Origin of the sequence: Affinundibacterium danionis, from assembly GCF_042432465.1 — a bacterium.
Taxonomy (GTDB): domain Bacteria; phylum Pseudomonadota; class Gammaproteobacteria; order Burkholderiales; family Burkholderiaceae_D; genus Undibacterium; species Undibacterium danionis.
This window is the reverse complement of sequence record NZ_JBHLXJ010000036.1, coordinates 85,609-99,044: the sequence shown is the minus strand read 5'-3', so window position 1 is coordinate 99,044 and position 13,436 is coordinate 85,609. Positions and strand designations below refer to the sequence as shown.

Annotated in this window: 13 protein-coding genes; 7 read left to right on the top strand and 6 right to left on the bottom strand. The window is 44.8% G+C overall.

The window, feature by feature from the left end:
- Positions 1-17: 17 nt before the first annotated feature.
- From ACFFJH_RS19965 to ACFFJH_RS19940, 6 genes are all read right to left on the bottom strand, one after another.
- Positions 18-281: a hypothetical protein gene (locus tag ACFFJH_RS19965; RefSeq protein ID WP_390214890.1), complete on the bottom strand. Its 264-nt coding sequence runs from the start codon at positions 279-281 to the stop codon at positions 18-20.
- 116 nt (positions 282-397) lie between these two features.
- Positions 398-805: a cupin domain-containing protein gene (locus tag ACFFJH_RS19960; protein ID WP_390214888.1), complete on the bottom strand. Its 408-nt coding sequence runs from the start codon at positions 803-805 to the stop codon at positions 398-400.
- A 330-nt stretch (positions 806-1,135) separates the two neighbouring features.
- A complete protein-coding gene (gene acnA / locus ACFFJH_RS19955; protein WP_390214886.1) occupies positions 1,136-3,871 on the bottom strand; it encodes an aconitate hydratase AcnA in 2,736 nt (911 codons plus the stop codon).
- Positions 3,872-3,995: 124 nt separating this feature from the next.
- Complete coding sequence (locus tag ACFFJH_RS19950) at positions 3,996-4,496, bottom strand: hypothetical protein (protein WP_390214884.1); 501 nt, start codon at positions 4,494-4,496, stop codon at positions 3,996-3,998.
- A gap of 90 nt (positions 4,497-4,586) precedes the next feature.
- A complete protein-coding gene (locus ACFFJH_RS19945; protein WP_390214882.1) occupies positions 4,587-5,579 on the bottom strand; it encodes an HpcH/HpaI aldolase/citrate lyase family protein in 993 nt (330 codons plus the stop codon).
- Positions 5,580-5,728: 149 nt separating this feature from the next.
- Positions 5,729-6,718: a malate dehydrogenase gene (locus ACFFJH_RS19940; RefSeq protein ID WP_212673799.1), complete on the bottom strand. Its 990-nt coding sequence runs from the start codon at positions 6,716-6,718 to the stop codon at positions 5,729-5,731.
- A gap of 408 nt (positions 6,719-7,126) precedes the next feature.
- Between ACFFJH_RS19940 and ACFFJH_RS19935 the strand changes: the two genes are divergently transcribed.
- From ACFFJH_RS19935 to gltA, 7 genes are all read left to right on the top strand, one after another.
- Positions 7,127-7,903: a GntR family transcriptional regulator gene (locus tag ACFFJH_RS19935; RefSeq protein ID WP_390214993.1), complete on the top strand. Its 777-nt coding sequence runs from the start codon at positions 7,127-7,129 to the stop codon at positions 7,901-7,903.
- A gap of 158 nt (positions 7,904-8,061) precedes the next feature.
- Entirely contained in the window at positions 8,062-8,475 is a 414-nt protein-coding gene (sdhC, locus tag ACFFJH_RS19930; RefSeq protein WP_390214880.1) for a succinate dehydrogenase, cytochrome b556 subunit, read from the top strand.
- Between the two features lie 2 nt (positions 8,476-8,477).
- Positions 8,478-8,846 carry a succinate dehydrogenase, hydrophobic membrane anchor protein gene (gene sdhD / locus ACFFJH_RS19925; RefSeq protein ID WP_390214879.1) on the top strand — a complete coding sequence of 123 codons (369 nt, stop codon included), beginning with the start codon at positions 8,478-8,480 and terminating at the stop codon, positions 8,844-8,846.
- Between the two features lie 2 nt (positions 8,847-8,848).
- Positions 8,849-10,624 carry a succinate dehydrogenase flavoprotein subunit gene (gene sdhA, locus ACFFJH_RS19920; RefSeq protein WP_390214877.1) on the top strand — a complete coding sequence of 592 codons (1,776 nt, stop codon included), beginning with the start codon at positions 8,849-8,851 and terminating at the stop codon, positions 10,622-10,624.
- A 10-nt stretch (positions 10,625-10,634) separates the two neighbouring features.
- Positions 10,635-11,345, top strand: coding sequence for a succinate dehydrogenase iron-sulfur subunit (locus ACFFJH_RS19915; RefSeq protein WP_390214875.1), 711 nt, complete (start codon positions 10,635-10,637; stop codon positions 11,343-11,345).
- Positions 11,346-11,513: 168 nt separating this feature from the next.
- The gene (locus ACFFJH_RS19910) at positions 11,514-11,783 is read left to right on the top strand and encodes an FAD assembly factor SdhE (protein WP_212674450.1); all 270 of its coding nucleotides are present in this window, start codon (positions 11,514-11,516) and stop codon (positions 11,781-11,783) included.
- Between the two features lie 100 nt (positions 11,784-11,883).
- Positions 11,884-13,188, top strand: a complete 1,305-nt coding sequence (gene gltA, locus ACFFJH_RS19905) for a citrate synthase (RefSeq protein WP_212673793.1) — start codon at positions 11,884-11,886, stop codon at positions 13,186-13,188.
- Positions 13,189-13,436: the final 248 nt, after the last annotated feature.

Sequence of the window (13,436 nt, the reverse complement as noted above, 5' to 3'; positions counted from 1 at the left end):
TGAGCTACATACATTGCTTATTTACTTGCGGACGCAGAAGCTACTGCCGAATTTGCTTCGACAACTGGCGCGACAGGCGCGGATGCTGTCGATGCTGCCGCATCAACTACAGGTGCAGGTGTGCTGGCTGCTGCAGATGCCGAAGGTGCTGACACATGTTCAGAAGCCGCGCCAGCATGTGCGCCTGCTTCGCCCTGCAAATCCATCTTATCGCCCGCTTTGAAAATAAAGAATAAAGCGATTGCTGCAAAAACTAAAAAACCGACTAGTGCTTTCCACATACAGACTCCTCTTTTGCTAAGTTAAAAAAACGAAAAATAATTTAAGTGTTACAGCTTTAGTGCAATCTTGTTGACGATGCAGAAAATCAGTTTTTAAGTATTCAGCTTTTAAATAATCAGACCCCAAGTGTTTGGTGAGGGCGTGGATCGACAGCGTTTATCGTACCTTCGCCAGGGGTAATAAATAAAATCCTACAACTCGTTTTCACGAAGGCCGTGTGCCACGCACCCTTCGGGATAATGACAAAACTTCCCGGCGTATTTAGTTCAATTTGGCGCTCTTCACCGTCAGCGTATAACAACAAGCTCGCTTCGCCGGAAATAAGATAAAGCGTTTCATCTCCGTGGGGATGCATTTCCCATGATGGCCAATCGGATGAAAACGTGTATTCCGACACCAGTATGCATCCTTTAAATTGCTCAAAATTTGCGTCGAGTTCTTCGTAAATATTTGGTGTTACTGGAATCTCGGTTGCAGCTTGTTTGGCGTCAATGACGATAAAATTTGAAGCTAGCTGAGGCATGTTGGGCACCGTATCTTTGTTACGCAAGACCAGTTAAACAAAATAGTGAAGCAAGTAATTTTAAAAAAATAGAATACAAGAGCAAAAATCCATTCGATAAAAAGCACTTATAACCTTTTTAGCTTATTGCTCTATTAGCCAACTAACTCTGAGATACTAGCATCCAAATTCTGTCGGCCTTTGTCGCTAGTCAAAAAACGATCAAGCTAGAAATTTGCCACACACTGATACCTAATTTAAACAGAGCGTTCATGGTCGAATCACAAAAAAAGGGACGAAACCCAAAAGCTTCGTCCCTTTTTTATTCATCTAGCTGCCTAGCACTCTAGTTTACGCAGCCAACAACTGACGTAACACGAATGGCAAGATACCGCCGTGTTTGTAGTAGTCAACTTCGATTGGTGTATCGATACGCAACAAGACTTTCACTTCTTGTTTGCTGCCATCTTCGCGATTGATTACCAAGGTGACTTCTTGTTGCGGCTTGATATCGTTTTCGATACCTTTCAGATCGTACGATTCTTTACCAGTAATACCTAAAGAATCAACGCTATCGCTACCCAAGAATTGCAATGGCAAGACACCCATGCCGACCAAGTTAGAGCGGTGGATACGTTCGAAAGATTTCGCGATTACAGCTTTTACGCCCAATAATTGTGTGCCTTTTGCAGCCCAGTCACGGGAAGAACCTGTACCGTATTCTTCGCCGCCGAAGATCATGGTTGGCGTACCTTCAGCAACGTATTTCATCGCTGCATCGTAGATTGCCATTTGTTCGCCAGTTGGTTGGAACAATGTTTCGCCGCCTTCAACACGTGAACCATCTTCTTTCGCTGGAATCATCAAGTTCTTGATACGCACGTTGGCAAACGTACCGCGCATCATGATCTCGTGGTTACCACGGCGTGAACCATAGGAGTTAAAGTCAGCCTTCAATACGCCGTTTTCTTTCAACCATTTACCAGCTGGGCTGGATTCTTTGATTGAGCCAGCAGGGGAGATGTGGTCGGTGGTGATGGAGTCACCGAATACGCCCAATGCGCGCGCGCCAGTAATGCCAGTCGCAGCGGCTTTTGGTTCCATCGTGAAGTCAGCGAAGAATGGCGGCTCAGCGATGTAAGTCGAACCTGGCCAGTTGTAAACTTCACCTTCAGCCACGCCTTTGATGTCTTCCCACAATTTACCTGGTGCGCCTTTAACGTCAGCGTAGTTCTCTTTGAATGTTTTGGAATTCATCGCGAACTTCATCAACTTGTTGATTTCTGCGCTAGTTGGCCAGATATCGCCCAAGAAAATGTCTTTGCCTTTGACGCGGCCAACAGGTTCTGTCATCAAATCTTTTGTGACATTACCAGCGATCGCATATGCGACAACCAATGGTGGCGATGCTAAGAAGTTAGAGCGAATGTTTGGATGAATACGTGCTTCGAAGTTACGGTTGCCTGACAATACAGCGGCAGCCACAACATCATTTGCCACAATCGCTTCGTTCATCGCTGGTGTCAAATCACCTGCGTTACCGATACAGGTTGTGCAGCCGTAAGCGGTGACGCCGAAGCCGAGTTTTTCCAAGTACGGAAGCAAGCCAGCCGCTTCCAAATACTTCGTTACAACACGAGATCCTGGCGCTAAAGAAGTCTTGATGTGCGGAGATACTTTCAAATCAGCTTCGACGGCTTTCTTAGCTAATAGACCAGCAGCCAATAAAACGCTAGGGTTGGAAGTGTTGGTGCATGATGTGATTGCAGCGATCAAGATATCGCCGTTCTTCACTTTAACGCCATCAGCATTGGTGTACACAGCAGCTAAGTCTTCTGCCTTCTTGTTGAAACCACTTTCGGAAGTTGGCTTGCTGAACAAATCTGCGAATGTTGATTTGACATTGCCAATTTCGATACGATCTTGTGGACGTTTTGGGCCAGCCAAAGATGGTGCAACCGTGGACAGATCTAATGACAATTCTGTCGTGTAATCGATCTCGCCTTTTTTCGGAATACCGAACATTTTTTGTGCTTTGAAATAGCCTTCAAATGCGTCGATTTCAGCTTTAGTGCGACCTGTACCTTTGAAGTAATCGATTGTTGCTTCATCCACAGGGAAGAAGCCCATCGTTGCGCCGTACTCTGGTGCCATATTGGCGATCGTTGCGCGATCCGTCAAAGACAAAGAACGTGTGCCTTCACCGAAGAATTCAACAAACTTACCAACCACTTTTGCTTTGCGCAGCATTTCTGTGATCGTCAATACCAAGTCGGTCGCTGTACAGCCTTCGCGCAATGCGCCAGTCAAATTCACACCGACTACATCAGGTGTCAAGAAATACACTGGTTGACCAAGCATGCCCGCTTCAGCTTCGATACCGCCAACGCCCCAACCAACTACACCGATACCGTTGATCATGGTGGTATGGGAATCTGTACCTACCAATGTATCTGGGTAGTACACATCATTTTTCTTTTTGTCGGTTGCTTTATGCACACCGCGTGCTAAGTATTCCAAGTTAACTTGATGCACGATACCAAAGCCTGGAGGAACGACGCCGAAAGTATCAAATGCTTGCATACCCCATTTCATGAATTGGTAACGCTCGTTGTTGCGAGAGAATTCCAACTTCATGTTCAAATCCAATGCTTTCTTTTCACGGAAATGATCGATTTGTACCGAGTGATCAACTACCAAATCCACTGGAACCAATGGTTCGATATTTTTTGGATTCTTACCTTGTTTTGCAGCGACATTACGCATCGCCGCTAAGTCAGCCAACAAAGGAACGCCAGTGAAATCTTGCAAAACTACGCGTGACACAACGAAAGGAATTTCGTCAGTGCGAGCCGCTGTTGCACCCCAGTTCGCCAATTGTTTGACGTGTTCTTCTGTCACTTTTTTGCCATCGCAGTTACGCAAGACGGATTCCAACACGATCCGAATGGACACTGGTAAACGTGAAATTTTCACGCCCAGATTTTTTTCGAGTGCTGGCAAAGAAAAGAATTTACCTTTCTTGGTGTCAGTGATTTTAAAATCTTTCAGCGTTTTAAACGCGTCTTGATAGTTGGCTTGGCTCATGGCTGTTCCTTATATTCGATGATGAACAATGAAGTGAGGTGATACGAATTTAAAACTAATAGTGCAATTTTTTTAAATAGTGAACTACGTAAATCTGAAAATGATCTTTTCGATAAATTTGTGCCTACTTAACCAGTGTTTCGTTGACCCCTGATGTGGCAATTTTGGTGCTTTTACATTCGTTGGCTAATTGATTGCCTCGACGTGAATCAAGAAGCATACCTTTGGAGGGAATATTGATCCAGACTAGGCCGACTTTTTGATTTTCAAAGCGGTGCGCGCCGGTGGAAGTTTCTACACGAGTTAATTTGTAGAGACGATTTTTCCAACGCATCGCTAAACTTTGATTGTCTTCTGGGTGTGCGTACATCACTAAAGAATTGCCGAGTTCACATTTATATTCCGTGTCTGCGCTTTGGTCGATATTCGGCTCAGGCTCACTCGTATCAAAATCATTTTTTTTGTTATCAGTTTTAGTAACCTTGCTGGATTTTGTTTTGCTTGATTTTTTAGCGACATTTGACGCAGGACTGTCAGCGGCAAAAGCTGATACTGATAAGCCTGTTGCACACACGGCGATCAGTAATTTGGCTAGCATCTGCTGAGATAAGTGTAATGATTTCATGGTGTCTCTTCGGTAATTCAAATTCAGTAATTTAATTGGGGCGATACATATTTTGATTAAGATAAACAATAGCTCGCTTAACGTATTTGTTCAGATTAAGTATTGTGCACCTTCGGGCAAGTTGATGCCACTCATACTTGCTTTTTTTAAGACGGTCCAATAATAGCGATAGCTGGCTCTATCGTGTAGGCGACCAAGTATTTCTATCGGCCCCCATTGGTTTTCTTGAGCAGAGCTTAAAATTAGTACTGCTTCATTAATTTCAGCGCTGCGTGGCGCCATCGCTTTAATAATTGGTTTAATCTGACTTGGGTGTATGCTCCACATTCTGGTATAAGCAAATTCTTGGCTGGCTCTGGTTGCATCACTAAGTGTAATCGACGGATCTTTAAAATCGGTGGTGACGTTATGTGAGGGGACTTTGCCATGCAAATGGCATGCCGCAGCGATTTCCAGTTTGGCGCGCATTAACAGTGGATGTGAAAACTGGGATGGCGAACGCATCGCGCTCGCTGGAATGGCGCCCCAATGCGAGGATACGAAATCCATAATTCCGAACGACAGGCACTCAACTTGAGGTATGGCCGCTAAATCCGCTACATCAGCTAGCGCGCTTTGCGTCTCAATTAGTAGATGTACAGGAATTGATTGACGATCGTGTAGGCGGGATAATTCATTAATAGTATCGATAGCAGCATTAACTTCAGGCACCGTATTTACTTTTGGTAGCACAATATAAGCCAGTTTTTTACAGGCATCATGACTGCTTAAAAGCTGACGGATATCTTGCTCAAAGGCTGGGTGATCTAGATGGTGAACGCGAACCCCTATACGGCTAAATTGGTTGCTTTCAGACGCAATGATCTGAGTCAACATTTGTATGTGGGTCAATTCATTTCCAACGGCCGCACCATCTTCACAGTCGAATGTGATGTCAAAGATAGGTCCAAGCTCGTTTTGTAGACTCAACGATTTCAGCATCAATTTTTCCGAGCCAGCATAGTGATCACACACTGGTAAAAAAATTGGTGCGGCCTGATCTTGAAATAATGCCTGAGATGGGTGCATCGTCGCTGATGTCATTAATAGATCTTGTAATAAATCGTCGTACAAAAAATCGGCGGGTAAAACTGGCTACTAGCGTTTGAATTCGTTTGCAAGCAAATTCAAATTAAATATTTCTATATAAACTAAAGGGCTTGCCTTGATTGGCAAGCCCAGTTTTAGCTCAATTAGCCAACTAAGTGTTTCACGCCATCACGCTCTTCTTGCAATTCTTTGAGTGTGACATTGATACGCTCACGGGAGAATTCATCGATTTCCAAACCTTGAACGATTGTGTATTCGCCATTTTCTGTTGTGACAGGGAAGCCAAACATCGTGCCTTCTGGGATGCCATAGGAACCGTCAGATGGAATACCCATCGTGGTCCACTTGCCGTTTGTGCCCAAGACCCAGTCACGTACGTGATCAATTGCCGCGTTTGCAGCAGAAGCTGCTGAGGACAAGCCACGCGCTTCAATAATGGCAGCACCGCGTTTGCCGACTGTTGGCAAGAACACGTCTTTGTTCCATTCTTGATCGTTGATCATGTCTTTGACTGATTGACCAGCAACAGTAGCGAAACGGTAATCAGCATACATGGTTGGAGAGTGATTGCCCCATACGCATAATTTTTCGATATCTGCGACTGCTTTACCTGTTTTAGCCGCAACTTGAGACAGTGCGCGGTTGTGATCCAAGCGCAACATCGCTGTGAAGTTTTTAGATGGCAGGTTAGGCGCGGATTTCATCGCGATGTAAGCATTTGTATTGGCTGGATTACCAACGACCAAGACTTTAACATTGCGGGATGCAACTGCATCTAAAGCTTTACCTTGAACCGTGAAAATTTGCGCATTTGCTTCGAGCAAATCTTTACGTTCCATGCCTGGGCCACGTGGACGCGCGCCAACCAACAAAGCAACGTCGATATCTTTGAATGCTGTCATTGGATCGCTGTGCGCTGTCATACCAGCCAACAATGGGAATGCGCAATCGTCGATTTCCATCATCACGCCTTTCAGCGCTTTTTGTGCTTTCTCATCAGGAATCTCTAGCAATTGCAAAATGACTGGCTGATCTTTGCCCAGCATGTCGCCATTGGCGATTCTGAACAAGAGGGAATAGCCGATTTGGCCAGCTGCGCCAGTAACGGCAACGCGCATAGGGGATTTAGACATGGTATTTCTCCGCAGTGGTGTAAAAATAATATTGTAATGCTTTATTCCAAGAATTAAATTAGATCCTCGATCTCATCAATTGCGTGCCGATTAGGGTACAAATTAAGGCGCAAATTTCGAATCAAAATCCTTCAAATGAAGTAAGCGGCTGAAATCATACCGCTGAATAACATTTGCAGGCGATCCAAATTGCTTTGGATTCGTGTATTTCTACAGGAATTTTTTAATAAAGCGAGTTAGTTTGCGCTAAATCATTTTTATTTGTCGAAGTGTATTGCGGCACTTTGTTTGTGTCAATCGATATCTTATGTCTTATATAAGACATGATAAGTTTTTTACTTTTCGCTAGACTTATACTCTGTTTTTGTGGTGAAATTGCGGACTATGAATCCAACTGTGCCTTCCACTATGCAGCCAAATGAGTCGAAAAGTTTGCTAACTTCCGATGCGGATTTGTATGCATCTTCTGCGCCAACATTCAGCCCCTTATATCAACAGATTAAAGGCTTGATTACGCAAAGCTTGCAATCAGGTGAGTGGAAACCTGGCGAGCTCATTCCAAGCGAAATAGAGTTGGCGGCGCGTTTTAAAGTCAGTCAGGGAACAGTACGAAAAGCCATTGATGAGCTGTCTGCCGAAAATCTTGTTGTGCGGCGCCAAGGGAAGGGTACTTTTGTCGCGACACATCATGAAGCGCGTTCGCAATTTCGTTTTTTGCGCTTAGTCCCAGATAGCGGTGAGCGCGCTTATCCAGAAAATAAAATTATAGAGGTGAAGCGCTTGCGTGCGCCGGCGGAGGTTGCGCGCCGTTTGGAAATGAAAGCGGGCGAGTCCGTCGTTTTTCTAAAGCGAGTACAATTCTTCGCTGGCGTGCCGACTATTTTAGAGGAGTTATGGTTACCGGGCGCCATCTTCAAGGGACTAACCATGGAGCGCCTAAATGAATATAAGGGGCCGATGTACGCCTTATTTGAGTCTGAATTTGGCACTCACATGATACGTGCGCAAGAGGAAATTCGCGCGGTATGTGCGCAACAAGATAGTGCTGCATTATTAAAGGTGGAGATCGGTACGCCGCTATTAAGTGTGGAGCGAATTTCATTTACATATGGTGATAAGGCAGTGGAGTTGCGTCGCGGCTTGTACTTAACGAATGCGCATCATTATCGGAATGAATTGAGTTGACCCGTACAGTTATTATTGATTGACCCAAGTTATTTGCTTAATCCTTGATCAAATTTAAGAATAATTTTCAGAAAACCATCAAATCTGTTGGTGCAATGCATCAAAATAGGCGAAAATTATAAAGTTGTAGTGCCGAGTCATTTTGGGGGAATTTATTTATGTCTGAAGTTGTTAAAAACAAGAAGCGTTTTGGTGTGATGCGCCTTTCTGATGCGGTCTTTGGTGGTTATCGACTGCCGCTAGCGGGGTTCGTCTCGATTCTGCATCGTATTAGTGGCATGTTGATGTGTCTGCTGCTGCCGTTTGCTTTGTATTTGCTTGATCAAAGTCTACGATCAGAAGTGTCCTTCGCTATGTTGCATATGTTCTTTGCATCGATACCAGTCAAGCTCGTTGTGCTGGCTTTGGTGTGGGCTTATTTACACCATTTTTCTGCTGGCGTACGTCACTTGTTGATGGATTTTCATCTTGGTTTGGATAAAGATAGTGGCCGTCAATCAGCGGTCGCAGTGTTGTTCGTGAGCTTGAGTTTGACGGCTTTGGTCGCACTGAAATTGTTTGGAGTATTTTAAAAATGGCGAATAATAATATTGGATCAAAGCGCCTAGTTGTCGGCGCGGGATATGGCGTGCGCGATTGGTTGGCGCAGCGCGTTACAGCAATTTTAATGGCGGTGTACACCGTCGTATTATTAGTTTTGTTTTTAACTTCTAGCGAATCAAGCTACAACGCTTGGAGTGGTATTTTTGCGATGCAGTGGTTCAAATTGCTGACCTTCGCAGTCGTTATCGCTTTGCTCTATCACGTTTGGGTAGGGATGCGTGATGTTTGGATGGATTATGTGACGCATTCAGTTGTATTGCGTTTGGTATTTCAGGTCGCCACTATCGTGTGGTTGGTCGCTTGTGCTGGCTACGCCGCACAGATTTTGTGGAGAATGTAATCGTGGCTGCAATTAAGTCTGCAATCCCTTCCCGTCGCTTTGATGCGGTAATCGTCGGTGCTGGTGGCTCCGGTATGCGTGCATCCTTACAGTTGGCAGAAGCTGGCCTGAATGTGGCTGTCCTGTCGAAAGTTTTTCCAACCCGTTCTCATACCGTAGCGGCACAAGGTGGTATCGGTGCCTCGCTGGGTAATATGTCGGAAGATAATTGGTTTTGGCATATGTTCGACACTGTCAAAGGTGGTGATTATCTTGGTGATCAAGATGCAATCGAATTTATGTGTCGTGAAGCACCAAAAGTGGTTTACGAACTAGAACACTTTGGTATGCCATTTGACCGTAATGCGGATGGCACTATTTATCAACGTCCATTCGGCGGTCATACTGCGAATTTTGGTGAAAAGCCAGTGCAACGTGCTTGCGCGGCAGCTGATCGTACAGGTCATGCGCTGTTGCATACGCTGTATCAACGCAATGTGCGTGCTCGTACCCATTTCTTCGTCGAATGGATGGCGATTGATTTGATTCGTGATGCTGAAGGTGATGTTTTGGGCGTCGTTGCGCTCGAAATGGAAACCGGTGAAGTCATGATGCTGGAAGCCAAAACGACTATTTTTGCAACAGGTGGTGCGGGTCGTATTTTCGCAGCATCCACCAATGCATTTATTAATACCGGTGACGGCATGGGTATGGCAGCGCGTGCTGGTTTGCCTTTGCAAGATATGGAGTTCTGGCAATTCCACCCAACAGGCGTTTCAGGGGCAGGCGTTTTGATTACAGAAGGCGTACGCGGTGAGGGTGGTATTTTGGTGAATAGCCAAGGTGAGCGCTTCATGGAGCGTTATGCGCCAACGCTTAAAGATTTGGCGCCACGTGATTTCGTTTCCCGCTCTATGGATCAGGAAATCAAAGAAGGTCGCGGTTGCGGTCCGAATAAAGATCATGTGTTACTCGATTTGCGTCATATCGGTGCAGATACGATTCAAAAACGTTTGCCGTCGATTTTGGAAATTGGTCACAAGTTTGCGAACGTCGATGCGACTAAAGAGCCAATTCCAGTCGTTCCAACGATTCATTACCAAATGGGTGGTATTCCAACCAATATTCATGGTCAAGTCGTCACGACGAAGAATGGCGTGAATGAAGTGGTGAATGGCTTGTATGCAATCGGTGAATGCGCTTGCGTTTCCGTGCATGGTGCGAATCGTTTGGGTACAAATTCCTTGCTCGATTTGATCGTCTTCGGTCGCGCAGCAGGTAACCACGTTGTTGCAAGCAATTTGAAAGCGCGCAGCAATAAAGATCTGCCAAAAGACGCAGCTGATTTGGCAATGTCTCGCTTGGCTAAGTTGGAAAACAGCACTGGTACTGAGCGCGTACAAGACGTGGCAAATGCGATTCGTAGCACGATGCAACAATACTGCGGTGTGTTCCGTACCGACGAATTGTTGCAAACAGGTTTGGGCAAGATTATGGAATTGGATGAACGTCGTAAGCACGTTTCCTTCAAAGATAAGTCCAAAGTATTTAATACAGCACGCGTAGAAGCGCTGGAATTGGATAACTTGATCGAGACTGCAAAAGCAACGATCACATCAGCAAATGCACGTAAGGAATCGCGTGGTGCTCATGCACATCGCGATTACGAAAAACGTGATGATGAAAACTGGATGAAGCACACTTTGTGGTATTCAGAGGGTAATCGCTTAGATTACAAACCAGTTGTAACTAAGCCGCTCACGGTGGAAACTTTCCAACCAAAAGCACGTACATTCTAAAGAGATCACTATGGCACGTACATTAAAATTTAAAATCTATCGCTACGATCCGGACAAGGATGCGAAGCCTTACATGCAAGACTTGACCGTCGAATTGCAAGACACCGATAAAATGTTGCTGGATGCTTTGCAACGTATTAAAGCAGACGTTGATGATTCTTTGGCCTTGCGCCGTTCATGCCGTGAAGGTGTGTGTGGTTCCGATGCGATGAATATCAACGGTAAGAATGGTTTGGCTTGCACTACCAATCTGAACGAATTGTCTGAGCCTATCGTTTTGCGCCCATTGCCTGGTTTGCCAGTGATTCGCGATTTGATCGTGGATATGACGCAATTCTTCAAGCAATACAATTCAATCAAGCCATACTTGATCAACGATAGCATTCCGCCTGAAAAAGAGCGTTTGCAATCCCCAACAGAACGCGAAGAGCTGGACGGTTTGTACGAATGTATTTTGTGCGCATGCTGCTCAACTTCATGTCCATCTTTCTGGTGGAATCCAGATAAGTTTGTTGGTCCTGCTGGTTTGTTACAAGCATATCGCTTTATCGCAGATTCACGCGACGAAGCAACGAATGCGCGTTTGGATAATCTGGAAGATCCATATCGCTTGTTCCGCTGCCACACTATTATGAATTGCGTTGACGTTTGCCCTAAAGGTTTGAACCCAACAAAAGCCATCGGTAAGATCAAAGAATTGATGGTTCGTCGCGCAGTGTAAATAGCACTAAATGTTCATTTTGATGGTGCAGTGAAGTGTTTTGCCTAGCATTAATGAACGTTTTAGCGCTTCCTGAGTCAGAATCTTTTGTTTAAAGCGGTAAATAAAACAGAAGATTCTGACCAGTCTAATAGATAGTAATAGATAGGAAAAATCATGTCGGGTGTGATGTCTGGTTTGCATCAAAGCGATCCAGTAAATCGAGCAAGATTACGTTGGCGTGCGCGCCGCGGATTGCTAGAAAATGATTTGATACTCACGCGCTTTTTAGATGCGCATGAAGAAACTATGTCAGATGAAGAGGTGGATGCTTTTAGTCGCCTGATGGACATCTCTGACAATGCATTAATGGATTTGTTGATGGGGAAAAAAGAGCCAGAAGATCAGCTCGATTTGCCTCATGTGAAAGCGCTGTTGACGCGTTTGCGCGCAGCTTAAGATTGTATGTAGAGCGCGAATTGACGGATTTTATTTCGCTCGTTTTTTCTCATGTTTTTGCATTTTTTATTAACGACTCACCTGCAACGAAGGAAGAGCCATGACCAACTCTGAAACAAAAGCAACGCTATCATTTTCTGATGGCTCCCCATCGATCGAAATGCCAATTTACAAAGGCTCTATCGGACCTGACGTGATCGACATTCGTAAGTTGTACGGTGCCACTGGCAAATTTACTTATGACCCAGGCTTCATGTCGACTGCGGCATGCAACTCCTCCATCACCTACATCGATGGTGATAAAGGCGAATTGTTGTATCGTGGTTACCCAATTGAACAATTGGCGCAAAACGGTGGTGACTTCCTAGAATCTTGCTACTTGTTGTTGAATGGCGAGTTGCCAAATGCTGAGCAAAAGCAAAAATTCGTCGACACCGTGACTAAGCACACTATGGTGCACGAACAGATGCAATTCTTCTTCCGCGGTTTCCGTCGTGACGCGCATCCTATGTCCGTATTGGTTGGTACCGTTGGTGCATTAGCTTCGTTCTACCACGATTCTTTAGATATCAATGATGCGCACCACCGCGAAGTATCGGCAATTCGTTTGATCGCGAAAATGCCAACTTTGGTCGCGATGGCCTACAAATACTCTATCGGCCAACCATTCGTGTATCCACGCAATGATTTGTCGTATAGCGCGAACTTCATGTACATGATGTTCTCGAATCCTTGCGAGCCATACAAAGTCAATGAAGTGTTGGTCCGCGCCTTAGATCGTATTTTGATTTTGCATGCAGATCATGAACAGAATGCATCGACATCAACAGTGCGTTTGGCTGGTTCTTCTGGTGCGAATCCATTTGCATGTATCGCAGCTGGTATCGCTTGCTTGTGGGGTCCTGCACACGGTGGTGCAAATGAAGCGGCATTGAGCATGTTGGAAGAAATCGGTTCTGTCGACAACATTCCTCGTTTCATCGAGCAAGTCAAAGATAAAAACTCTGGCGTGAAGTTGATGGGCTTTGGTCATCGTGTGTATAAAAACTACGATCCACGTGCAAAATTAATGCGCGAAACATGCTACGAAGTCTTGAACGAATTAGGCTTGCAAGACGACCCATTGTTTAAGTTAGCAATGGCTTTGGAAAAAATCGCTTTGGAAGATGAATACTTCGTATCACGTAAGTTGTATCCAAACGTCGATTTCTACTCTGGCATCGTACAACGTGCATTAGGTATTCCTACTGCATTGTTCACTGGTATTTTTGCCTTGGCGCGTACAGTAGGTTGGGTCGCACAATGGAAAGAAATGATTTCTGATCCAGAGCAAAAAATTGGTCGTCCACGTCAATTGTTTGTTGGCTCTCCAAAACGTGATGTTCCAGCGATCGATAAGCGTTAAGTAAAATTAATTAGATTTAATGGCAATTATTATTTAAGCGATTAAATATATTTTATAAAAGCGAGCATCAAATGCTCGCTTTTTTTATGGCGAAATATGTTATTCTCGCGTTTGATGTTGAAAATCAAGATTCTTCCTTTTGTTTGAAGTGGTATTTCCTGAAGTGCCGTGTCAAATCTCCGGTTGAAAAAAGAATTTCGAATGAGTCCTTCCCCACAACTTGATGTGCAATCCGCTAACCGGTCAGG